A 23,158-nucleotide genomic window follows, 5' to 3' on the forward strand; every position below is an offset into this window, starting at 1 on the left:
AACCCTTTATCGCGAAAAGCGCCGGTTCAACAACGTTCCCATTTGCGAGAACCGCTCGGTGCCGAGCTTGCGCCGGTTCGACGCGGCGAACACGTAATAATCGACTTTGCCCATGTAATAAATCAAACGCAGGCCGGCCAAGAAGAACGTGATCGTCGTGCTGACGGCAAAGCCGACACCGTACCAATCGATGCCTCGCGGCAAGAGCAGTAACGTGAACAACGCGTTCAACGTGAAGAACGAGATGTTGACGAACAACGCCCCGCGCCGGTCCTCGAAATAGAGCAATAACAGCGTCAAGATGAGAATCATCGCATTCGCGAACGCCGCGAGCGTCGTCATCCGAAAGATTTGACCAATCTCATCCGGGACGCCGATCCAACTGACGAACGCGCCCGCCATCAGGATGGCGAACAGCGTCACGACGCCTTGGCTCCGCGCGAGTCGAATCAACTCATTTTTCAATACGGACGTCATCGTCTGTTTCGCCTTCTCGATTTGATGGAGTGCCCCGCCGTAGTTGATCAATCCATAAAACGTACGGTAGCGCTCATAAAATCGGGTCTCGACGGCGACGACGAACAACAGTTGCGTCGGGATAATCGTCAAGTACGACCAAAAGATGGCCGTATCATAATACGGGTTGAACAGGAACGAGTCCGCGATGATGACACGTCCTTCACCGAACCAGATGATGAAATTCGTGACCCAAATCCCGAGCACGTACAACACGCCGATGGCGAACAAGTCCGGATAGCGGTCGAAGTACTTGAAGTACGAGAACTCTTTCACCGCGTAACGGAGCGGGAACGTCCGGAGCATCGCGAAGAATAACCCGAACAACGTCACAATCATCCCGACCGTGAAACCGAGCAACAGCTCGAGACTCGACGGGTCGACCATGAGACGGCTGATCGCATAGACGCTCCCGACCGAGATGAGTCCACCGAGCAAGAAGCTATAGGCCACCGCTTGATAATACTTGGCGGCACTCAAGAACAAGAACATGACCCAGATGACGTTAATCGTCATAAATAAAACGAACAACGTCAGTTTGTACAGAAAATCGAGCGGCGACAATAGCCAAAAGATACTATACAGCAAGCCTGCGGCGAGAATCGTCACTTTGAGCATCCCGGTGAACACCGGAAAAATCTCATGCGCCTTTTTCTCATAAAACAAGTCCGCCACGTATCGTGTGACGACGAGCTGTTGAAAACTGAACAAGATTTGCGAGAAGATGAACGCGTACGAGACCGAGATCATGAAGAGCGTCCGTTCGGCGAGCGACAACGTCGGCATTTGGAATGCCAACCATTGAATCGTACCGACGACCAAGATGACGATCAACCACGGTCCGGACGTGACGAGACCGGAGAACGTGTACGCCTTCAGCCGGGACGAATAGTAGTCTTCTTGGAACAACTTCTGCAACTTAAACCCGATGCCCGCCATACTGTTCCCTCCTCGCTTCATAGATAGCCTTATAGCGGTCCACGACTTGTTGGAGACGATAATATTGGCGGACCCGCTCCCGTCCGTTCTTGCCGAACCGCATTCGTTCCTGCGGGTAATCCATCATCCATTCGACTTTGTCGGCGACCGCTTCCGGATGAACCGGCGGCACGATGAAACCGGCCGGACCGAACGGGTCATCCGCTCGTCCGTATAAAAGCTCGGAACAGGCGCCGACATCGGTGGCGACCCACGGAATCCCGGCGGCCATGCCTTCGAGAATCGCGAGCGGCTGCCCTTCCGAGATGCTCGTCAGGAGCAGTAAATCAAAGGTCGGCAAATACGTTTGGACGTCCACTTTCCCGGCCAGTTCGACATAATCGCTCAATCCGCTCTGTTCGATGAGCAGACGGCACTCTTCCGCATATTCTTCATCCTCATTGAGTGGACCCATGATCGTCAGTTTGAACAGACGATGCCGCTCCTGCAAAATCTTGGCGGCATAAATCATCGTCTTCAAGTCTTTGATTGGGACGAGGCGGACGATGGCACCGATTTGAAACAGGTCGTGCTCCGGACGATCGACCGTCGCCTGGATTTGTCGATCGGCAATCCCGTTGGCGATAATTTTCGTCTTCTCGCTCGGGGCGCCGATCCATTCCTGATATTCGCGATTCCGCTCGAACAAGGTGATAATCTCATCGGCCGCGTTATACGCCTCCCGGGACAAATGGTGGAAGAAACGGACCCATCTCGGTTTATACGGCGCCGGAATCCAATACGACTGTAAAATCTCTTCCTCGCGTTCACGGGAATAGATGCCATGCTCGGTCAAGATGAACGGGATCCCTTGCGTCTCTTTCATGTAGGAAGCGACTACCCCGGCATAACCCGTCGATACGGAATGGACGAGATCGACTTTCGGGAGCGGCTGATGGAGCACCCGCAAAATCGGGGTGTACATGCTTTGCCACATCCAGAAATAGTCGATGAACGAGCCGCCGTTCATCTCTTCGGCGTAGGCGGCCTTGACGTTGCGCCAAAAGAACTCGCTCGCGAAAAACGTCTCGCTCGAAGGCACTTCTTTCCCGAGTAGTCGCAGCGCTTGTCGGTTCGGGCTTCTCAACATGAGCCAGTCCGACACGTTCTGTTCGTCGTCGGCACCCCACTTCAATCGTCCCTTCGCTCGCTCCCCCACGTCGTTTAAATACAGATGGGTGATGCCGGAGACGTTCGGGGGAAACTCGTATTTCATATCTTCCGGTCGTTTCTCGGTCGGTTGAATTGAAATGATTTCAAACGACACCTCGGGCATCTCCTCGATCAACGTCTGCGTCCAGCTTGAGACGCCTCCGCTCACATACGGATAACTGCCCTCTAAGACAAGTCCGATTTTCATTGCGCTTCCCCCTTGATGGCGATTTCAGCATTCGCCGCTGACAGTTTGACGAGATAGAGAGGTCGGTCGGCCTCCCACTGTTCGACCGTCCCGAAGTCAAATTTCCCTGTCTCGAGTGATTGGCCCGGTTTCAGGCGAATCGTGAAATGAGACGGATTGATGAGTCCTTCCCCGGCCAAATAGACCGTCGACTCATCGAACGTGACGTTCAAATCAGCTTGTTGGTAGGTGATCATCTTCTCGGTCGCATAATGTTGCGTATACGCCTCGAGATGCGGATATTGGTCTCTCACGTCATGGACGATTTTACGCAGGCTTGTGAACATCGTATCCCAGTCCCGCCCGAAGGCCCGGTCTGGATCGATGACATCATCCGGGTGAATGAAGTGTGAAAACACGCCGAAGTTGGCGATTGCATCGACCATCTGGAAAATCGAGCCGCGCTCTTCCCCGTAATCGCTCGTCACGCGCGGGAAATGATAGAGGTTCGGGTGTGTCGCATCAAACTCGAACTCTTGCACGAAGTCTCCATTCTCGGGTTCCCCGGTGTAAAGGGAGGCAATCGTGCGAAGGTTAGGTAACGCCTCTGCGATTGCATCGACACCAGTCCGGTTGAGCGCATTCGATGGCGGGACGTATGACTTAAGCGTCTCGGCCGGGAAATAGTTCGCGAACACCGATTCAGCCTGCAATAACGACCGCTTCATCTCTTCTTTATCTTTCCACGGGATATAGCCATATGTCGGATCAATCGGTTCATCGGCCGTGACGAGCGATTGGTGATTATAACCATGTAACCCGATTTCTCCGCCGTGGGCAATCAGTTTACGTCCAAAATACAGCATCGGAAACTCGCCGCGCTTAATCAACTGCTCATCGACAAGTTCCATCTCTTCCTCATACGTCCCAATCATGGCTCCGGTGTAAATCACATCGTCGTCTTCTGCTAAATCGACCATGTCTTCCCACCAATCCTCGGCGAAAAAGTCTTTGACCGATTTATCGAGCGGCGTCGCGGACACATCTTTCATCTTCCCATCCATGACCGGTGCCGGGAAATCATCGATGTACATGAGTTTGATGGCCGCTTGTGCTGTGACGAACGCTGGCGGCATCGTGCCGAGCGTCTGCACGAACAAGCCGCGAATCATCTTTTGGTTCGTGATTGTCGTATTCCAATACAGGACGTTCCCTTCACCAACACGGTATTCCCAAAGGATTGGGAAACCTTCGGCTGACAACATGAGGTTGGCGTCATCTGCGACCGCAAAGTCGACGACGCTATGAACGAACAGGTCGTCCGGCGGATTCAAGTCGACATAGCCCGGGAAAATCGTCTCCTCGAAATTCAAGCCATATACGTCCGGCACATACTCACCAATTTCTTCAATCCCGGTCAACGCGTTCCACGCGGGGTCTTTGAACCGGTTCGCGAAGACGAGGTTGCCGCCCTGTTCGACGTAACGCTTCATCGCGACGAACGGCCATCTCGATGAATCTTCTCCGGTAAAAATGATAATCGTATACGGAGAAGGCGCAATCGATCCGACGGCACCAGGGCTGACATCGCGTACGTCGAGCTTCGCGTACTGTAAGCCGTGACGCAGATTGTCCGCCGTCTCGACCGCCAAATCCCCTTCATCCCGGACGAGATAAATTTGAAGTTGATGTTCGCCTGCTTTCGCTGACGCATCACTCTTCAATTGATCGATATTCATCTGCTGCTCGGCAACGTTCGGCAGTAGTGTGTGCAGCGAATGAATCCGTAAGTATTGAATCGCACCGACGATGACTAGAAATAAGACGATGAAGAGCGAGAATGAGATTACAGTTCGTTTTTCCATGATGTCGTGTCACTCCATTCTTCAAACAACAGTCGGTACTCATACGGCACATCGTCGAGCGTGAACTGGGTCTGCATCATAAACATGACCGCCTTCACTTCGTTCCAACGCTCCCGCTCATAATAGAAGTTGATGAGCATAAGATGGGCCTCGATTCGTTCCGGGAAATGGTGGACGTACTCCTTCAGGATGTTCAATTGCTCTTTTGGATGCTGTAACGTGAGATAAATCTCGTTCAAGTCTTCATAAATCCATGGCGTCGGGGGATAGAGCGTCTTCGCTTTTAACAATTCTTCGAGCCATGCGGTCTGCTTGTCCTTCAACATGACCTCGGTGATGAGCTCGCTATGAATCATCCGTTTATAGATTGTCGCGAGCCGTTGAATCGTGTCGGGATTCCCCAAATCATATTCGCGTTTCGCCAATTTCAGTTCTTGTTCATACTGGTCGATTAAGATATTCATCGTCGCCGCCGCATAATGGACGGTCTCGCTGTCCGTACTCTCGAGACCCATCTGCAAATACTTCCCTTGCTGGTCGATCGACTGATTGACGTGCGTCAAAATCGAATGTTTCCGGATGGCCGGATCTTTGGAATTGATGGCATCGTTGAGCGGCAACAAGTGCGTGCTGCTGTTCGCTTCATGACGAATCTGTTCATAGTTGACGACTTTGAAATCGATATAGTCGTCATAGTCTTCAATCAGACCGCTCCGGCCAAAGCGCTCGGCCAAACGATACACCGCATAGACGGCAAGTTCAGCCACAAACGGCAGGAACAGTCCGAAACTGAGTGCCGCCACCGCGACCCCATAGTCCGGTGCTTTCATCCTTCGTTTCAATGTGATTAACAAGACGAAGGCTAGCATAGCGTGAACGACATAAATCCCAATCAATCCGAGACGAACCGTCAGCTCCATACCGTCACACTCCCTTCTGGATCAAAATCCCTTCGATCCGATCATAAATCTGTTGACGGTGTTCTTCGCTCGTCCCAGGAAGTAAGAGCAACAGTTTGTTGTCTTCGGGATCGTAGCCGACGACGTCGATTTCCCGTAAATACGAGTGGACGATGGCCTCGATACTCTCGAGCGAGACCGGTTCATAGCCGAGCGCATAATCGAGCACGATATACGGCTGTCCGTGGTGAAGTTTCTTTTGTTCTTGAATGGCGACAAGTTCCGTGAACGCCTCTTTTTTATAGAACGAGGTGCCTTTATGCATTTTCTCGTGCTGCTCTTTGCGAATCAGATTTTCGGCGTTTTGGACGCGCGTCCCGATCCACGAGAACAAGATATTCAAGACGTGCAAGTCATCGGTCGTCAATTTGCGGAGCGGCAAGCGTTTGATGACGACAACTTCACGTGTCTGTCCGTCCACGACGATCGGCGCGAGCAACATCGGGTCTGTGTCTTCATCATCGAGTTGACGGAGTGTCGTCTCTTGGACTTGGAAGAACCGTTTGAACATGCTTGACGCCTCGTCGAGGAAAATTGTTTGCGGGAACTCTTTCTTTTCGGTTTGCCGAATCAAGAGACGCATCGATTTTTGTGAGCGATCGACGTGGTAAATGGCGACATCGCTAGCTAAAAACGTCTTTTTCAACAGGCGAATCGTTTCGCTTCGAATCAGTTCCGGGTGCGGCAAGTCGAGCGATACGGCAAGTTCATACAATTGGTTCAAGCTGTATTCGGATTGAAGTAGTTTTTGACGAAGTGTCGTTTGCGAAGTGTTGAGTAAATCGACGGTTTCTTTCAAATACGTGTTCTCATCTTTCAGTTCCTCATTGCGGAACTGACTGATTTCATAACGCTCTCGAAATGAGGTGCTGAACAACCCGACGATGACGGTGATGGCGAAGTAGTAAAACAGTGTAAGAAGTGAGTTTGTATCGTAGAACAAGAGGAAGATGTCCCCTCCCATTAAGCCGGTATATAACACCTTATAGAGGAGCAAGATGCCAAAACTGATTAAGCCGAAAATGGTGCCGTATCGTAAGGCGAATAAGATGGCGGCCGCATAAAACATGTTCAACTCATTTTGAATCGTGCCCAGATTAAAGAATAGATCGATTCCAATCAACAGCGCGAACACGACAAGAATTTCAACCCACTTTAGCCACGGACGGTCTTGAGCGTATAAAATGATAATCCCCTCCTCGCGATTGGTTCATCTGTACCAGTTTAGCAGCTAGCCAGTCGAACTTAAGTAACGGATCACGGCATCTTTTATTTCCTCATACCCTAATCAACACCTAAAAATCCCACGTATTGTAATACGTTGGTTCATGATAATGTATAAAGCCGTTCGCTTCGGCCAAATCACGACTCGTCGCCTCTTCTTGATCGGACACGGTGAGGACGGCAATTCCATACTCATCTTGAATCACGTTCATCCGGTCGAGCATCTCCATCGACCACGAATCAGACGTGATTTTGGTGTAGTTGAAGCCTTCCCACATGAAGCCTTCCACATATGGGGCACTCGTCCGTTCGAGCGTCTCGATGCCCCAATTTTGAACGACCGGGACGCCGGGATACGTACGCTCAATCGCCTGTAAGAATTTCTCGAGCCCAGCCAACTGTTCTGCTAAGTCTTCTGGATAATCCAAATGGACGTCATCGATGTCCCCGACCGTATCAAGGAAAATACCATCCAAATGTTTGTTGATGACTTGTTTTTGAATCTCGCGGATTAAAATTTTACGGAAGTCGGCCGAACTGATATCGGTCAAATACGAGTCCCATTTCGGAAAGTAAATCCGTTCCCCGTCCCGATAAAAGTAGTCATCCTTGTCCATTTGGCCGATCAGCGCTCGATTCCACGAATCTGCCTCCATTACATTGATATACCCGAACACTTTCGTCCCGTTCGATCGGATTGTCTCAATCTGTTCCGGTGTATACCAAATCGGTTCGATGATGACGAGGTCGTAGCGGGCCATATCCTCGATAATCGCCTCGGTCGGCATATTGTAGAAAATCTTGTAAGAGTGAATCTCATCAAAATCAAACGGCTCCCTTGTCGTACATCCTCCTAAACAGAAGATGAGCAATAAGCCGGTAAGCCACAATCGTCGCACGAGGACACCTCCTTGATGAGCAAATCTGTCTTGGTGTGAATCGGTCCGTTTGACGTTGAACGACGAGTAGATACACTCATCGTTTTTAGAAGGGAAAAATTGGATTTAGGTCATTGTATTCAGAGTTGCCCGGTTCTGGTCCAATCTAAACGTATCGCGTTCGATTCCGTTCAATACAAAAATCGCTATAAAAAAAGAAGACTGATGAAAACAGTCTTCTAACGTCCAGTAATGAGCAAATATAAGTTGAAGGCCACGAGTCCAAGCGGAAATAAGGCCACGACAACAATCGGCCATTTCTTCGTCCGGATGCCGACAAATAGTAGTAAACTCCCTACTAGGAGCGCGATGAACGTCGTATACGGATTCAAGCGTCATTCCCCCTTCTATAGAGGGGCTTTTCCCGACTCGACCTAAACTTAACCGTGTGAACCCCAAAGCGTCGAAAAAGCGTCACGAATTCGATGCGCTTCCTCTGCACGAAAAGGATACCCCGCCCGCTCGGCGACCCGTCTGCTCGTGCATTCAAACTGCTCGACCAACACTTTATGGGCCGCCTCGAGGGAAGTCGTCTCGATTGCCGGAAATGTATGAAGATAGCTGTCCCACCTTGCCGCATCCACGTACGAGGTCAGACCGTCACCGGCCTTCCCCGCGTTCACGGTGAAGTCCATCGTAAAACCGACTTCCCACGACAGCATCTGACGGAGCATCGCCCTCATGATTGTGACATGGTCGTACGCGTATAATAACTGCCCCCGCTTGATTCCTTTGACGACGTAAAGCGACACCCACCAAAACTCGTTCCAACACTGCTCATAGTCGAATCGGCTCGGTCGTTTGATGCGGTACGTGTCATCAGATGGGATCGGTTGACCGGCAATCTCGTCTTTATCAATGAGGACGAGACTGAGTGAGTCAGCGTGAATCGCTTCCTGCACGTCACGCATAGGGCGAACGGTCAAATCGACGCGATGACCGGCTGCAAACTGGACGAGAAACGCAAAACGCTCATATTTGTCGCCTCCCGGCACCTCGTCCGGCGTCTGCATAATCAAGACGTCCCCGAGCGGCAACATCCAAGAACGGTCCTCGATGAACGTGGTCACGTCTTCGACGAAACAAGTGACATCGACGTCTTGAAAACGGTCTAGTTTTACGTGCGGATTGACGAGCGACCCGTTCAAGACGAGGACGCGGACGTCTTCCCGCTCCGCGGCCATGGCCGTCAAGTGCTCGAGCACTTGCTCATTGGTCATATGACGTTCGCCCCGAGCGAGCGGGCGATTTGGACGGCCTGTATCACGTCAATCGTCGCTTGTTTCAGGATGACGTCCGAGAAATCGACCCCATCCATCTCGGCCCCGACAAAATCAGCCTTGGTGCAATCGGCATGCTGCAAGACGGCGCGAGACAAGACGGCGTTCGTCCAGCGTGACTCTGTCAAATCGGCACCGTATAAATCGGCCTCGGTCAACCGGACCCCGGACCAATCCATCTTCCGGAGCGGGGCGTGACGCAGATTGACGAACGACCAATCGCCCTCGCGTACGACGACGCCTTCAAACGTGCATGACTCAAACGAAGAACCCGTCATCTTGCACTGATCGAACTCGCTCAAAAACAGATTCGCCCCGTTAAACTGACAGTTTAAGAACGAGCTGCCACTGTGGCGCGAGGCGTTCCACTTCGAATCGGTGAAGTCACAGTTGATGAAACGACACTGTTCAGTCTCGAACTCGGTCGCATCGATATAGGTGAAGCGGCAGTTCTCGAACGTCGTCTGCGTGAGTTGGATGTCACGGAGCGTCTCGTCGCGGAAGTCCTCGCCTTTATAACTCTCATTTGATTGAAACATGACCTGCCTCCTTGGCATATACTTGATGTAGCTTATGGAATGGAGTGATACACATGGATATCGTATTTCCGACCGAACACGGCACGTTCAATTATCGCGTCGCCGGCATCTGGGTCCAAGACGGTCATTTGCTCGTTCATCGGAACGTGAACGATGACTTTTGGGCGTTGCCGGGCGGCCGGGTCGGCATCGGCGAAGAGGCCGAGCTCGCCTTGACGCGTGAGCTGCAAGAAGAACTCGAAGCGACACTGACAGGAACGACGTTCGCTTTCGTCTCCGAAAATTTCTTCACATATTTGGAGCGCACCGTCCATGAGATCGGCATGTACTTTTATGTGTCGGGTGACCTCCCGCTCCGGCATGGAGACTTCCATGGACCGGAAGGAGATCACCTCATCTATCGTTGGCAGCCGCTCGACGCGCTCCGGGACTTGAAACTCTTCCCGGAGACACTCTATGCGTTGCCGCAATCACTACCGCCCCACTTTATCAATCGCTGAGCTTGATAGAATCGACTTCAATTCGTGCAAGTCTTGAATTTCATACGTCGTCTCGACCGACGCCGCAATCTCGTGCGGGTTGTACCAGCACGTGTCGAGCCCATACATGCGTCCGCCGGCGATATCTGCCGTCAGCGAGTCACCGACGATGAGTCCACGTTCCGGTGCCACGTTCGGCACGCGGTCGAACACGTAATCGAAGAACGGTGTCATCGGCTTTTGCGATCCGGTCGCATCCGAGACGAACACGTCCTTGAAATAAGGAAGCAGTCCCGACGCTTCGAGCCGCTTGAACTGCGTCTCCGTCACACCGTTCGTGACGATATAGAGCGGATACTGTTCACTGAGCGTTTGGACGAGCTCGAGTGCCCCATCGATGATGTGTACCCCGTTGTGCAAATGGTCGCGATAGCGCTGTTCGACTTCATGTGCATCGATCGTGATGCCGAGCGTATCGAACAGTTGCGTGTGTCGGCCCATTAAGACGTCTTCCCGTCCGACCTCGCCGCGCTCGAACGCGCGCCATAATCCGTTATTGATCGTCACGTACTGTTGTTTCAATTCATCTGTCATCCGAACGTTGTGTGCCGCGAGCAACTGCTCCAAGGCGACGTGCTCGCTCTGTTTAAAGTCGAGCAACGTATCGTCGACATCGAATAAAATCGCTTCATACCGTTTCATAATCTGTATTACCCCTCTCTGCCTCTAATGTACAGGAACGGACCGAGAAGTTCAAAACAAGGAGTGAGTCATATGGCTAAACGACCTATCAGCAATCTCGAGTATTCAGGGGAAGAATTCGCGTCATTTTTCTATTTGGCCGATGAGATGTTCGGCATCGATTTTGGTGAATGGTACATGGCCGGCGAATGGACCGACCGCTATCGTTGTTACTCATTGACGTTTTATCGGAATGTCATCTCGAACGTCGGGATGAGCCGGATGACGATCGTGGCTGACGGAACCGCGCGCGAAGCGTATCAGATTGGGACGGTCATGACCGACGAGGATCGACAAGGACAAGGGCTCGCCACCCGTATTTTCAAGTATCTGTTCAAACAGCATGACGCCGATGCCTTGCCTTATTTTTTGGCTTGTAACGAAGGGGTTGAACCGTTTTACAAGCAACAGGGGTTCTCCGTCCAACTTGAACCGGAGCTATTCGTTTCAGTATCGGGATCGGCTTCCCCACTCGAACGTGTCGATGTCGATGCCGAGCAGTGGCGTCGTTTCAAGCTGGAGTCGCTCCCGTTTTCGCCACGCCTCTATGCGACGGACGACATGCATATTTGGATGTTCCATTACTACCAAGGGATGAACGAGGACGTGTATCGTTTCGATGACGTCCATGTCATTTATATGATTGAGCGCTCGCGCTTAAACTTGTATGCCGTGCTGTCGCCGCGACCTGTCGATATGCGTGACGTCGTGGCTCGCCTCTCCTTTGAAGGCATCACCGAAATCGTCTTTAAATTCACGCCCAATCTGGACGGTGTGGAACAACGTCCGTCCCGCGACGGCCAATGGATGATTCGCATGAACGAAGGACAACTCTTCCCGGAAGGTTGTCGCTTCCCTTATTTATCGAAAGCATGAAAAAAACTCGCCTCAGGGGCGAGTTTTTTGCGTATGGAAGGCATGTCCGAGCGCCTGCGCCGCTTCTTTGACGGCTCGTCGCGCTTCCGGAACGTATGCGTAGTAGTTGACGAATCCGTGGATGAGTCCTCCGTAATTGTGATACGTCACCGGGACACCGAGGCTAATCAATTTGTTGGCGTATGCGCGTCCGAGGTCGCGGAGCGGGTCGTATTCGGCCGTCAACAACGTCGTCGGGGGAAGGTCCCCTAAGTGGCCCGAAAAAATCGGCGAGGCGTACGGATGCATCAATTCCGACTCATCACGGAAATATTGTTGCTGGAACCACCGGATGAGCCCTTCATCGAGCAAATAACCGTTCGCGTAATCAATCAATGACAGCGGCAAGTTCTCCTCGGTCCCGGTAACCGGGTAAAACAGCAACTGATGCATGACGAGGGGACGACCTCGTTCAATCGCCATCAAGGCGCTGACCGTAGCGAGCGTCCCGCCGGCACTGTCACCGCCGACGGCGATGCGCTCGACATCGATTTCAAGTTCCGAGGCGTGATCCGCAATCCAAACGAGCGCCTCATAGCTATCGTAGACGGCTGTCGGAAATTTATGCTCCGGAGCGAGTCGGTAGCCGACCGAGATGACCGTGCAGTCGGCCTCGTTCGCGATCGTCCGACATATCGCATCATGGGTGTCGAGACTGCCCGTGACATATCCGCCACCATGAAAATAGACGAGTGCTGGCGCAATCGTTCGACCCGACCGATAGATGCGGATTGGGAGCGAACGGCCTGGGAGTGCGATCAGACGCTCTTCGACGTCATGCATGTGCTCTTTATGTTGAAACCGGGTCATCATTGCGTCTTCTTGTCGTCTTAATTCGAGCGGATCCAATTGGTCATATGTGGTCGAGATTTGATTTTGAAACTGGTTCAAATAAAATTGAATCGTCGGATTGACTGGCAACGGGAATCCCTTCTTTCTCTTTTAGGCATACAGTTGCCTATTCCCAGCCGCGTTACACTCTAAGCAGACGTGAGTGCTTTTTCGGACAACCTGTCTCATTGATCGTCGGCTGCGGCCATGAGATAGCCCAAAGGTAGGCTCAAGAAGAAAAATAATCCGAAGCGTGCCAACATCAAACTTGCCCCTTTTGGTTCTTTTTCCACCACACGAACAAGAAAATCCCCATCCCGACGAACAAAATCAGCATCGAGTAAATCAATTGTTGTTCGAGCGGCAAGCTTGTTTGGGCGAACGCATATTGCGGTCCAAACAAGAGAATCGGTATGATCAGATTGATCCATGTTTTCGTCCAAACCGAGACGATGAGCAACGTGACGACGGCAAGGCCGAGTAACACGAGTTGACCGGTTGGGCCGAACACGATCGTTGGGGTCTCGACGAAGATGTCGAGCACCATCAGCCCGAGGAATAACGTCATCGGCATCGCGGCGAGCGCAATGTATATCATCCCGTTTTTGAATTTACTTTCTTTCGAGCGGACCGACATGTTGCGGAACGCTTGTGAAGCGGCGAGTAAGAACAGGACAGCGACGAGCGGGAACCCAATCAACTGGACCGTCGAGAATGTCATCTCGCCTTGAATGAAGTTGGCGATGATGATGTAGGCGAACACGTTCGGAATGATCATCGCGATGATTTTGAAAAACCCTTTTCCATCGAACGCCATCTCACGCCCAAGATGCTGCATGTAGGCTTTCGGGCTCTGGCCGACGACATCGTCCACGCTTTTGCCTGCGCGTTCCGCCTCCTCGAGGTGGTCTTTCAGCTCGGCGACAACGTCTTGCACTTCCCCTTCCGATTTCCCGCTCGACATGAGATATACCGCTAAATCATCCAAAAAATCACGACTCTTTTTTGAAAGTTCCATCTTCATTCTCCTCTCCGAGTACGCGGTCGACACCGCTTGACACTTCCGCCCAACGTTGTTTGAAGGCGAGCAGCTCTTGCTGTCCCGCCTCCGTCAAAATGTAATATTTTCGTTTCGGTCCCCCTGATGGCAACGACTTTTGGACCGTCTCGACCCACCCATCTTTCTTCATCCGTAACAGGACCGGGTAAATACTGCCCTCGCTCACCATCGTGAAGCCATACGTCTGCAACTTCTCTGACATCTCATAGCCGTACGTCTCTCCTTTATCGATGATGGCCAACAGACAACCTTCGAGCAATCCTTTTAACATTTGACTCATCGCCATGGCGTGACCTCACTTTCGTTAAACTAACTTGTTATACATAATAGTAGTGGAAGGCACTACCAATTGCAACTACTTTGTAAAACAAGTCAGTCGCGCATCGAGAGGTTTATTTTTTCAAATCAGGTGAATACTTCTTAAGGTGAAGCAAAAAGATAAAGGAGTGTTTGAACATGTATACCGATTTTACAAAGATGTACATTGATGGCCAATGGGTCGAAGGGTCAAGCGACAAATCGATCGATAACACCAACCCGTTCACGGATGAGACATTGTTCTCGATTCGTTCGGCCGACGAGTCTGATCTCGACAAGGCTTATGCCGTTGCGAAAGAAGCACAAACCGAATGGGCGACGATGCTGCCACAAAATCGCCGGGCCTTGATTGAGAAGTTCGCCGAAGTGACGTTGCAGCATAAAGATGACATCATCGACTGGCTCGTCAAAGAGTCGGGCAGCACGCGCATCAAAGCAGAAGGCGAATTTTTAGCCTCGATGGCGATCATCAAGGAAGCGGCGACGTTCCCGTTCCGCATGGACGGGCTCATCAAGCCTTCAATCGTCCCGAACAAAGAGAACCGGGTCTATCGGAAACCGCTCGGCGTCATCGGCGTCATCAGCCCATGGAACTTCCCGTTCCACCTCGCGGTCCGCTCCATCGTCTCCGCGCTCGCGACGGGCAATACCGTCGTCGTCAAACCGGCGACGGCGACACCGGTCACAGGCGGTCTCCTGTTCGCTTCGTTATTTGAAGAAGCGGGCCTTCCGAAAGGCGTCTTGAACGTCGTCGTCGGTCGCGGTTCGGAGATTGGGGACGCGATCGTCGAGCACCCGGTGCCAAAACTTATTTCGTTCACTGGTTCGACCGAGGTCGGCAAAGGCATCGCCGAGAAGGCCGGACGCCTGTTGAAAAAGACAGCGCTCGAACTCGGCGGGAATAACGTCTTCGTCGTGTTAGACGACGCCGACATCGATCGTGCCGTCGAATCGGCCGTCTACTCGAAGTTCTATCATCAAGGGCAAATTTGTATGTCGACGAACCGAATTCTCGTCGCCGAGTCGATTCACGATGCGTTCCTTGAAAAATTTGTGGAGCGGGTTCGCGCCTTGAAGTTCGGCAATCCGAACGAATCGGATACACAAGTCGGGCCGCTCATCGATCACGATCAAGTCGACCGTATCCTCGATCAAATCAAGCAGACGGTCGACGCCGGTGCGACGCTCCAAGTCGGCGGTAACGCTGACGGGAACGTGCTCGAGCCGACCGTCGTGAGCGGTGTCACGAATGACATGCCACTCGCGAAAAATGAGATTTTCGGACCGGTCGCCGTCATTCTGTCGTTCAAGGACGACGCCGAGGCGCTCCATATCTCTAATGAGTTGCCATACGGACTAAGCGGTGCCGTCCACGGTTCGATTTACCGTGCGACCGAGTTCGCCCGCCAAGTCGAGACGGGAATGATTCACGTCAACGACCAATCGGTGAACGACGAGCCGCACTTGCCGTTCGGCGGAGAGAAAGATTCGGGTCTTGGCCGCTTCAACGGCGAGTGGGTGCTCGAGGAGTTCACGACGCTCCAGTGGGTATCCGTCATGCACGAACGCCGGGAATACAAACCATTTTTCTCATAAACAGCAAAAAGCGTGTTGGTCCGCGAACGGACCAACACGCTTTTTTTAGATTTTCTTCACGAATTCCGATTTGAGCTTCATCGCGCCAAAGCCCTCAATCTTGCAGTCGATGTCATGGTCCCCGTCGACGAGACGGATCCCTTTCACTTTCGTGCCTTGTTTGACGACGAGCGACGTCCCTTTCACCTTCAAATCTTTGATGACCGTGACTGTGTCTCCGTCTTGGAGCACATTTCCGTTCGCGTCTTTGATTTGCGCGTCTGCTTCCGCTTCGGCTACCTCGCTCGGCGACCACTCGTAGGCGCATTCCGGACAGACGAGCAAGCTCCCGTCCTCATACACATAAGTCGACTGACATTTTGGGCAATTCGGTAGTTCTGTCATACTGATTCCTCCATTCGATACACTGTTCCCAGTATACCGCAATTTTAGAAGTTCGACAGCTAGCGGTCAGCCTTCTTGCGGAGTCTCGGGGCCTTTCAAATCAAGCTGATAAAACGATAAGTCCAGCCATTTGCCAAACTTGTATCCGGCTTTTTTAATCGTGCCTGAATGGACGAACCCTAATTTTTCATGGGCTTTGACGCTCGCGATATTGGCGGCATCGATACCACCAATCATCGTCTTCACTTCCCGTTCTTCACCGATGCGGATGATTTCACGGAGCAATTTATTCCCAATCCCTTTCCCCCGATAGCCGGGATGCACGTACACCGAGTGCTCGACCGTATACTGATAGGCCGGCCATGGACGGAACGGGCCGAACGTGGCAAATCCCATGACGACATCGCCTTCCTCCCACACGATGATCGGGAGCCCGGACGCTTTTTTGTCTTCGTACCAAGCGACACGATTTTGAAGCGTCACCGGCTCGTAATGGTAAACAGCTGTACTGTTGACGATTGCGTCATTGTAAATATGTAAAACGGCTTGAAGGTCGTCTCGACGGCAGTTGCGAATCATGAGGACACCATACTTTCTATAAGTTTTCTTTATTATACTTATCTCGATTTCAAAATACACGTAACGATTTGCTGCCACAAAAAAAGTCAGCCGTTTCGACTGACTTTTTTACCTTAGGCTGCCAAACGGTCACACATCGATGCGCACTCGAAACAGACGCGCGCACATTCCTGACAATGTTCGTGCTTATGTTTCTCACACTCTTGGGCACACGCCTTACAGACGACCGCACAAGCCCGGGCCAGTTCCGGTACGAACGCCGAATCCCGTGTCATCGCCTCGGCGAGGAATGAACAGATTGCAGCGCACTCACGATCGAGTCGGATACAGTCGACCATCATCTTCACGTCATGTTCCTCGAGACAAGATTCAAGACAGTAATTGCACGTCTCCACGCAATCGTGCAACGTTTCCAGTTCGTTCGCATAAATTCGATGAGCCATGTATTCGTCCTCCTTTTGAATGACTACACAACGACAATACGTTACTGTTGTTCCCTAATCTTCAAAAGAAAAACGACCGTCGACTAACGTCTCGGGTCGTTCACGAATGTACGATATAGGTAGGCGACACCGTTCAACCAGCGCTCCGAATACCGCTTCGGCATGAAACGGAGGCGATAGAGCCGATACATCCGCTTCAAATCTTCCCATTGGTGATCGACTTGTTGCCCTTGTCGGAATCGCGCCAAGTCAATCAAATAGAGTCGGCCGTCCGGCGTGAGGATGAGGTTGCGCAAATGGACATCGGACGGGGTCAACCCGAGTCGCCGGGCCGCTATGAGCGCCTCATCGACTTGCTTGATGTACGCGGGGTCGATCCAAATGCCTTCAATCAAACATTCAAACAGTGTCTTCCCTTCGATATAGTCGATGACGATATAGTTCGGACCCGCTTCGTACAGACCCGGGAATTGTGGCAACCCTTCGAGCGTCCGATAGATCACGGCTTCCTCGGCCGCGATGTGCGTATAGCCAGGGAAAAACACTTTAATGACGAGTCGGGTAGCTTTGATGCGGAACACGGCAGCACTTCGCCCGATGCCGTGCAGTTCGAGGTCGGGATGATAGGCGGTCACACGCGTGTCTTGCCCATGTCGCTCAAACGTGACGCCCGCATATTGTTCATAATGATTCATAGAGCACTCCTCTTTTTCGGTTCATCTCTTTCCTATCATAACTGAAATCACTTTCATTTGACTCGGTCCGCGTCCGTCCGACACGCCCAATAAGTGACGCATCCCCCGACTATCTCTATAATGAAAGCGACAGAAAATGAGGAGGAATCAATCATGCAACGTATCGAACTGACAGAAGACTTATCATTCTCACGGATCATCCACGGCATGTGGCGTCTCGCTGAATGGGATATGAGCCCGCAGGAACGTCTCACGTTCATCGAGCAATGTATCGAACTTGGAATCACGACGTTCGACCACGCCGATATATACGGTGGCTATACATGTGAAGGACTATTCGGAGAAGCACTTCGCCTCAATCCTTCACTTCGCGATCAAATCGAGATCGTGACGAAGACTGGCATTAAACTGACAGGTTCTTTCAACCCAGGCCAAACAATCAACCATTATGATACGACGAAAGAGCATATCATCCGTCAAGCCGAGCGTTCACTCAAAGAGCTCGCCATTGACCAGATTGACACGCTGTTGATCCATCGTCCCGATCCGCTCATGGACCCGGACGAAGTCGCTGAGGCATTCATTACGTTACAACGCAGTGGAAAAGTCCGGACGTTCGGTGTCTCGAACCACGTACCGGCAACCCAACAGTTGCTCCAGTCACGCTTACCGTTCCAACTCGTGACGAATCAGCTCGAACTTTCACCGATGCAACTGAAACACTTCGAAGATGGTTCTGTCGACCTATGCCACGAGAAGCGGATGCCGCTCATGGCGTGGAGCCCTCTCGCCGGCGGACAACTGTTCACCGAGGCCGCTTACGCACCGCTTCGTGAAAAATTGGAGGAAATCAGCGATCGGCATCAAGCTGGCGGCATCGACGCCGTCGTCTACGCGTGGCTCTTAAAGCACCCGGCCAAGATCATGCCGATCGTCGGATCTGGGAAAATTGAACGAGTTCGGACCGCCGTCGATGCGCTTCAGATTGACCTGACGCGAGCAGAATGGTTCGAAATTTTGAAGGCGGCCCGTGGCCGTGACGTGGATTGAAGTTAAAAATAAACAAATAAAAGCCTTTTAATACCATTTAATTATTTCTGACGATTTTCGTCATTTTTAAGAACATCGTCATTACAATGTTCATTCGTCAAAAATCGACACGTGTCAAATGGAGAAATTCCATTTCATATCCATAAGTGTAAAACAAGCCCGTTCAGTTCAAGTTGAGCGGGTTTTTTGATTTTTTTTAAAAAAATCGCATTAATTTTCCTAAGACTAAAGTCACAAAAAAATGGTGCTAAAATGATGAAAGTTAATCATTAAAGGAGTGCACCCTGTGAAAAAGTACCTGATTCTTTGTACGCTCGCCATGTTGTTCGTCCTGTTCGGATGCGAAGAAGAACATGCATTTCGTTTACATACGGCTCCAGAGTACTATCAAGGTCGCGCCTCTCTGCCTTCTGGTCAACAAATCGAGATGACCGAGTCCGACCGGACGAACGTCCTTGATGCCTGTTATCCGGAGGACGCCATCACCCGCGTGCCTGACGGAGAGCGTCTCTTGATTAGCACGGTCAAATTGAGCCAACCGCTTACGACGACGGCCTCGACCGAAGTCTTTCCGACCGCCACATTTTTTGAAGTGGAAAATCAAACCTACGTCCAATGCCAAGCTGACACCTTCACCTATATGAAACAAATCGATGCGTTGCCGGATAGTCTCACTCCGTACCGCGAACAAGCCGTCTCATCTTCTGCGATGTCCAACCTTCGCGTTGCGCAACCGCACGAGCAAGTCCATTTCACCGAAGAGATGAAAAAACCGGTCGGCAATGAACCTTATCCAAAACGTCACGGTTTCGAACAAACGCTCGTCCACGTGACGATGCCGTTCAACGGTTCGTTCGAATTCACGTTCGAATCACCCGAATCGCGTGAGACCATCACGTTGCCCATCAACGAATCGTCACGTCAACCGTTCCTGTCCCTTGGCTTAGGGACCGAAGTGTCTCAAGACACGCAACAGTACGGGCTCCATCTGTCATCCGATCAGACGTTATATGAGGACGTCCTGCGACCACAGGATGCCACCTACGATCGAATGCTTGGGACGCGGCAGGCGAGCACGCTTCCGAACAAGCTCGTGCCGAACGAGCGCTATCCATTGTTCAGCTTCTCCTTCATCCGTGATGGCAAGCCTTATAAACAAGTCGTTTCTATCACCTATAAAGAAGAGACGTTGTTGCACGGCGATCGTTTGAAAACAAAAATGCGGCAACAATTCGCGCATCGACGTCACGTCGTCGCCCATGAACTGGCTCTAATCGGCACAGAATCAAAAGATGCACCGTTCTTGCATCATGCCAACGCCGAGACCGTCCAGTTCGTGTTTCAAGCCATCGATCGCTCAAAAGCCGTGGCGACGGCCGGAACCCCGGCGCCGACCCCTTATTTGACGGTGTTCGAGGGCATTTGTGCCCAAACATTCGATGTCAGTTACACGGAAGACGATGTGATTTTGACAAATACGAAGACAGGCTCACATTTTAAATTGCTCCGCGCCGATGCTGAACGGTGGCGCGACCTTTCCATCGGACAAGCAAACAACTGACGACACTTTTCAAGCCAGACCGGCTCACTGGTCTGGCTTTGCACGTTGTATAGGCAAAATCGGAAAGCCTCCTTGCCTCGCTATGCGACAATGACAGCAAACGGTGCAAAGGAGAGAGTGTGATGACGAAACGATTCGAGCGCGACGTCGCCAGCCATTGGCCAGTCGCCTATAAACAAAACGGATATCCGCACGTGCAGCAGGGTTGGGTCTTGCCTCCGGAACGAAAAGACGAGTTCGACCCGTTCATCTTGATGGCCGAGGACTGGTTCAAACGGGGAACGTTCTCTGACCATCCTCACCGCGGCTTCCAGACCATCACCTACGTGATTGATGGACGACTGGAACATATCGACAACCATGGCGGACATTCGATTTTAGATGCGGGTGACGTTCAATATATGAATGCGGGCTGGGCGGCACGTCATGCCGAGGAGGCCGTCGATGACGACTTGATTCATACGCTTCAACTATGGCTCAACTTGCCGAAAGCACTTAAAACGACGACGACATCTTACCAAAACGTATATGTCGAAGCGGCACCGCTCGTGCCGATTGACGGAGGACACGTGCGTGTCTATTCGGGCGACATCGCCGGAGTGACCGGACCGATGGACAGTCTCGTCCCCATCACGATGAGCGAAGTGAGCTTACAGAGTGGAGCCGCCTATGAGCACATCATCCCGACGAATCATAACGCTTTCGTCTACGTACTCGCGGGTTCCCTCGAACTCGGAACGTCAGCGACACCGCTTTCGAAGACGCACGCGGCGACGCTCACGTACGATGAGACGAGCGACGGTGAGAGCGTAGTCCGCCTCAACGCGACGTCACGTGCGAAACTGCTCATCTATTCAGGCAAGCCGATTCGTGAAGACTATATCGCCCACGGTCCGTTCGTGATGAATACGGAAGAGGAGATTCGGCAAGCGTTCCGCGATTATCATGCCGGTGGCTTCGGTCCCCCGGCTGTCAAATAAAATAAGCCGCGCCTGAAGGCGTGGCTTATTTTTTGTCTGGCATGAGCACGGTCTGCTGGGTCGGGACGCGACCGATTGGGACGGTGCGTTCGACGAGGACGTACGGTTTCCCGTCCACCTCGAACTTCCGATCGCCAAGATAATGGGCCGACTTCCCGTCTTCATACAGCTTTGTCAAAATCGCCGGCACATATTCGTTCAAATTTGTGTAGTGCTCATCAAGCGTCATGACGATATTACCTTTGCCATACCCCATCCATTGATTCGACATGAACAGCATGAGCGAAATCGTCCCAACGATCCCGATAATCAAAATGATTGTCTCCATCAAATCCTCCTCTATTACATATGTGGCGCCATTATGTTACGCCAAGACTATTCTTTTACTTTAGAGATGCTTGACGACGAACTGTCGCTTCGGTTGAAAGCCAATTTGGCTATAAAACGCTGCCGCCGCTTCGTTCACTGACCAATAATCCAGTTCGATCGATGGAAATCCGTGCGCAATGGCGTAGCGTTCTACCTCTTCCATGACCCAGCGTCCATACCCTTGTCGTTTCGCCTCAGGGTTCACGCTGATTTGATGCACGTAGAGTGTCCGCACGGCTTGCCGAAATGCGTTCGCCTCACTTACCCGCTCCTGAAAACAGACGTAGCCGATGATGTCCCCGCCGACCTCTGCCGTGAAAAAGTGATAATCGTCTCGCGCCATCATCTCCAAAAACGCCGCTTCCATCGAGGCGTGATTGTACGCCGCAAAGAAAGCCGGCGCCAACTGAAGATGATGTTCATGGATAGGCTGATTCAATGCCGCGATTAACGCCGCATTCTCGGTCCGCTGCAGGCGGACCATCAGCTACCTCCGCCAAACGGATGATTTCGATCTTCCGTGACCCCGTGCGGTTTTTCATTTCCGCGAAGCGTATGGCCTGCATAAGTGGAATCTTTCCCGTTCAAACGGTGCTGAATCGGTCGGGCCAAGAAATAGCCTCCAAACAGCGACGCCGGGAAGACGAGAAAGGCGGTGCCGAGGAAAACTAATCCGTAGTAACGGAGTTCATCAGCGCTCCCCACGTACTGCGAGACCCCGTAGCGCAATCCTAAAAACAAGCCGACAAACACGAGTGCGACAAACGCATACTCAATACATTTCCCGAGAAATCGTTTCATCTCATGACCCCCCTCAACTGATTAGTTTTCTGTACGAGATGAAACGGTAAAACGTTTCAAATTTGTTGGCGAGACATATACCACAACGTCGCCTCCTGCTCGGTCGCGGATACCCAGTCTTGTTTTCCTTGGATATAGCTCTCGATATCTTCCGGATGCTGGCTCGCCAATTGTTGTTTAAGCGACGCATACTCGTCCCGTACGTCCGGGAACGTCATCAAATAATCGCGGAACGCGAGATGGCGGGTCACGCCTTCATCCCCTTCCTCGAACATATGGACATGAATCGTCCGCACGTCTTCTCCTTTAGCGAAGAAGCGCCGTCTCGGAATCCCATGCTCGCCGAAACTCCGGTACCCTAGCGCCTCCATATGGCTGATCCAATCGTCAATCCGCTCGATGTCCTGCACGACCGGCATGATGTCGATAATCGGTTTCGCATCGAGTCCCGGCACCGACGTGCTCCCGATGTGATGAATGGCGACGACTTCCCCTTCAAACAAGCGCTCGAGCTTGGCCGCCTCTTCCTTGAATTTCGTCTCCCATATCGGATCATACGGGACGACCTCTACTTTTCTCATGGTCCATTCCCTCCTTCACAATCATCGTTCCGTCTCTTTCATCATACCCGTTTTCCGAAGCGTTTAGAATTCGCCTTCGCCAATCGAAAGGTTTGTCCCGACGCAAAATGGGAAATGCTAATATTAATGAAATCAGA

General features: G+C 51.8%; 27 protein-coding genes. 6 read left to right on the top strand and 21 right to left on the bottom strand.

The features are described from left to right. Positions 1–6: 6 nt before the first annotated feature. The 9 genes from pelG to KNP80_RS05645 all read right to left on the bottom strand — a co-directional run bounded on the left by pelG (position 7) and on the right by KNP80_RS05645 (position 9,638). Positions 7–1,455 carry an exopolysaccharide Pel transporter PelG gene (pelG, locus tag KNP80_RS05605; protein ID WP_021065927.1) on the bottom strand — a complete coding sequence of 483 codons (1,449 nt, stop codon included), beginning with the start codon at positions 1,453–1,455 and terminating at the stop codon, positions 7–9. Continuing rightward, positions 1,436–2,854: a GT4 family glycosyltransferase PelF gene (pelF, locus tag KNP80_RS05610; protein ID WP_214833389.1), complete on the bottom strand. Its 1,419-nt coding sequence runs from the start codon at positions 2,852–2,854 to the stop codon at positions 1,436–1,438. Before pelF ends, pelG begins: the two co-directional genes overlap by 20 nt. Beyond that, the gene (locus tag KNP80_RS05615) at positions 2,851–4,698 is read right to left on the bottom strand and encodes a DUF2194 domain-containing protein (protein ID WP_214834099.1); all 1,848 of its coding nucleotides are present in this window, start codon (positions 4,696–4,698) and stop codon (positions 2,851–2,853) included. Before KNP80_RS05615 ends, pelF begins: the two co-directional genes overlap by 4 nt. Further along, a complete protein-coding gene (locus KNP80_RS05620) occupies positions 4,680–5,618 on the bottom strand; it encodes a tetratricopeptide repeat protein (protein WP_214834102.1) in 939 nt (312 codons plus the stop codon). Before KNP80_RS05620 ends, KNP80_RS05615 begins: the two co-directional genes overlap by 19 nt. 4 nt (positions 5,619–5,622) lie before the next feature. Continuing rightward, positions 5,623–6,780 (bottom strand): GAF domain-containing protein, encoded by a 1,158-nt coding sequence (locus KNP80_RS05625; RefSeq protein ID WP_214834105.1) that lies wholly within the window; start codon positions 6,778–6,780, stop codon positions 5,623–5,625. Between the two features lie 172 nt (positions 6,781–6,952). Next, on the bottom strand, positions 6,953–7,780 hold the full coding sequence (locus tag KNP80_RS05630) for a glycoside hydrolase family 191 protein (protein ID WP_353047973.1): 828 nt from the start codon (positions 7,778–7,780) through the stop codon (positions 6,953–6,955). A 218-nt stretch (positions 7,781–7,998) separates the two neighbouring features. Beyond that, positions 7,999–8,151, bottom strand: coding sequence for a hypothetical protein (locus KNP80_RS05635; RefSeq protein WP_021065921.1), 153 nt, complete (start codon positions 8,149–8,151; stop codon positions 7,999–8,001). Positions 8,152–8,199: 48 nt separating this feature from the next. Then, complete coding sequence (locus tag KNP80_RS05640) at positions 8,200–9,039, bottom strand: aminoglycoside 6-adenylyltransferase (RefSeq protein ID WP_214834108.1); 840 nt, start codon at positions 9,037–9,039, stop codon at positions 8,200–8,202. Beyond that, complete coding sequence (locus KNP80_RS05645) at positions 9,036–9,638, bottom strand: pentapeptide repeat-containing protein (RefSeq protein ID WP_214718982.1); 603 nt, start codon at positions 9,636–9,638, stop codon at positions 9,036–9,038. Before KNP80_RS05645 ends, KNP80_RS05640 begins: the two co-directional genes overlap by 4 nt. A 53-nt stretch (positions 9,639–9,691) precedes the next feature. On the opposite strand from KNP80_RS05645, the gene KNP80_RS05650 reads away from it, so the two are divergent. Beyond that, positions 9,692–10,138 carry an NUDIX hydrolase gene (locus KNP80_RS05650; protein ID WP_214834111.1) on the top strand — a complete coding sequence of 149 codons (447 nt, stop codon included), beginning with the start codon at positions 9,692–9,694 and terminating at the stop codon, positions 10,136–10,138. Here KNP80_RS05650 and KNP80_RS05655 read toward each other — a convergent pair. Beyond that, the gene (locus tag KNP80_RS05655; protein ID WP_214718978.1) at positions 10,112–10,819 is read right to left on the bottom strand and encodes a YjjG family noncanonical pyrimidine nucleotidase; all 708 of its coding nucleotides are present in this window, start codon (positions 10,817–10,819) and stop codon (positions 10,112–10,114) included. The two genes, KNP80_RS05650 and KNP80_RS05655, sit on opposite strands and share 27 nt — an antisense overlap. Positions 10,820–10,891: 72 nt before the next feature. Between KNP80_RS05655 and KNP80_RS05660 the strand changes: the two genes are divergently transcribed. Further along, entirely contained in the window at positions 10,892–11,734 is an 843-nt protein-coding gene (locus KNP80_RS05660) for a GNAT family N-acetyltransferase (RefSeq protein WP_214834114.1), read from the top strand. Between the two features lie 12 nt (positions 11,735–11,746). On the opposite strand, the gene KNP80_RS05665 is transcribed toward KNP80_RS05660, so the two are convergent. From KNP80_RS05665 to KNP80_RS05675, 3 genes are all read right to left on the bottom strand, one after another. Beyond that, positions 11,747–12,694, bottom strand: coding sequence for an alpha/beta hydrolase (locus tag KNP80_RS05665; RefSeq protein ID WP_214834117.1), 948 nt, complete (start codon positions 12,692–12,694; stop codon positions 11,747–11,749). A gap of 172 nt (positions 12,695–12,866) precedes the next feature. Next, positions 12,867–13,622: an HAAS domain-containing protein gene (locus tag KNP80_RS05670; RefSeq protein WP_214709186.1), complete on the bottom strand. Its 756-nt coding sequence runs from the start codon at positions 13,620–13,622 to the stop codon at positions 12,867–12,869. Next, on the bottom strand, positions 13,597–13,950 hold the full coding sequence (locus KNP80_RS05675; RefSeq protein WP_214834119.1) for a PadR family transcriptional regulator: 354 nt from the start codon (positions 13,948–13,950) through the stop codon (positions 13,597–13,599). Before KNP80_RS05675 ends, KNP80_RS05670 begins: the two co-directional genes overlap by 26 nt. Before the next feature lie 170 nt (positions 13,951–14,120). Between KNP80_RS05675 and KNP80_RS05680 the strand changes: the two genes are divergently transcribed. Further along, the gene (locus KNP80_RS05680) at positions 14,121–15,578 is read left to right on the top strand and encodes an aldehyde dehydrogenase family protein (protein WP_214834121.1); all 1,458 of its coding nucleotides are present in this window, start codon (positions 14,121–14,123) and stop codon (positions 15,576–15,578) included. 45 nt (positions 15,579–15,623) lie between these two features. Here KNP80_RS05680 and KNP80_RS05685 read toward each other — a convergent pair whose 3' ends face one another. The 4 genes from KNP80_RS05685 to KNP80_RS05700 all read right to left on the bottom strand — a co-directional run bounded on the left by KNP80_RS05685 (position 15,624) and on the right by KNP80_RS05700 (position 17,679). Beyond that, positions 15,624–15,962, bottom strand: a complete 339-nt coding sequence (locus KNP80_RS05685) for a zinc ribbon domain-containing protein YjdM (protein WP_114165343.1) — start codon at positions 15,960–15,962, stop codon at positions 15,624–15,626. A 66-nt stretch (positions 15,963–16,028) separates the two neighbouring features. After that, a complete protein-coding gene (locus tag KNP80_RS05690) occupies positions 16,029–16,541 on the bottom strand; it encodes a GNAT family N-acetyltransferase (protein WP_034779652.1) in 513 nt (170 codons plus the stop codon). A 113-nt stretch (positions 16,542–16,654) separates the two neighbouring features. Next, on the bottom strand, positions 16,655–16,984 hold the full coding sequence (locus KNP80_RS05695; protein ID WP_034779654.1) for a four-helix bundle copper-binding protein: 330 nt from the start codon (positions 16,982–16,984) through the stop codon (positions 16,655–16,657). Between the two features lie 83 nt (positions 16,985–17,067). Further along, positions 17,068–17,679 (bottom strand): protein kinase family protein, encoded by a 612-nt coding sequence (locus tag KNP80_RS05700; protein ID WP_214718969.1) that lies wholly within the window; start codon positions 17,677–17,679, stop codon positions 17,068–17,070. A gap of 153 nt (positions 17,680–17,832) precedes the next feature. Between KNP80_RS05700 and KNP80_RS05705 the strand changes: the two genes are divergently transcribed. The 3 genes from KNP80_RS05705 to KNP80_RS05715 all read left to right on the top strand — a co-directional run bounded on the left by KNP80_RS05705 (position 17,833) and on the right by KNP80_RS05715 (position 21,270). Further along, on the top strand, positions 17,833–18,729 hold the full coding sequence (locus tag KNP80_RS05705; RefSeq protein WP_214718967.1) for an aldo/keto reductase: 897 nt from the start codon (positions 17,833–17,835) through the stop codon (positions 18,727–18,729). A gap of 286 nt (positions 18,730–19,015) precedes the next feature. Further along, entirely contained in the window at positions 19,016–20,290 is a 1,275-nt protein-coding gene (locus KNP80_RS05710) for a hypothetical protein (RefSeq protein ID WP_286038450.1), read from the top strand. 122 nt (positions 20,291–20,412) lie between these two features. Beyond that, positions 20,413–21,270: a pirin family protein gene (locus KNP80_RS05715; protein WP_214718965.1), complete on the top strand. Its 858-nt coding sequence runs from the start codon at positions 20,413–20,415 to the stop codon at positions 21,268–21,270. 25 nt (positions 21,271–21,295) lie between these two features. Here the strand turns inward: KNP80_RS05715 and KNP80_RS05720 are convergent, their stop codons facing one another. Genes KNP80_RS05720 through KNP80_RS05735 form a run of 4 tightly spaced genes read right to left on the bottom strand, consistent with a single transcriptional unit; the run spans position 21,296 to position 23,021 of the window. Then, positions 21,296–21,598, bottom strand: coding sequence for a hypothetical protein (locus KNP80_RS05720; protein WP_214833350.1), 303 nt, complete (start codon positions 21,596–21,598; stop codon positions 21,296–21,298). A gap of 60 nt (positions 21,599–21,658) precedes the next feature. Then, positions 21,659–22,123 (bottom strand): GNAT family N-acetyltransferase, encoded by a 465-nt coding sequence (locus KNP80_RS05725; protein WP_214833348.1) that lies wholly within the window; start codon positions 22,121–22,123, stop codon positions 21,659–21,661. Then, positions 22,123–22,440 (bottom strand): hypothetical protein, encoded by a 318-nt coding sequence (locus tag KNP80_RS05730; protein WP_214718957.1) that lies wholly within the window; start codon positions 22,438–22,440, stop codon positions 22,123–22,125. Before KNP80_RS05730 ends, KNP80_RS05725 begins: the two co-directional genes overlap by 1 nt. 56 nt (positions 22,441–22,496) lie before the next feature. Then, complete coding sequence (locus KNP80_RS05735; protein WP_214718955.1) at positions 22,497–23,021, bottom strand: GrpB family protein; 525 nt, start codon at positions 23,019–23,021, stop codon at positions 22,497–22,499. Between the last annotated feature and the right edge of the window lie 137 nt (positions 23,022–23,158).

It is taken from the genome of Exiguobacterium sp. E4787 (assembly GCF_018618375.1).
In the GTDB taxonomy this organism is placed as follows: domain Bacteria; phylum Bacillota; class Bacilli; order Exiguobacteriales; family Exiguobacteriaceae; genus Exiguobacterium; species Exiguobacterium chiriqhucha.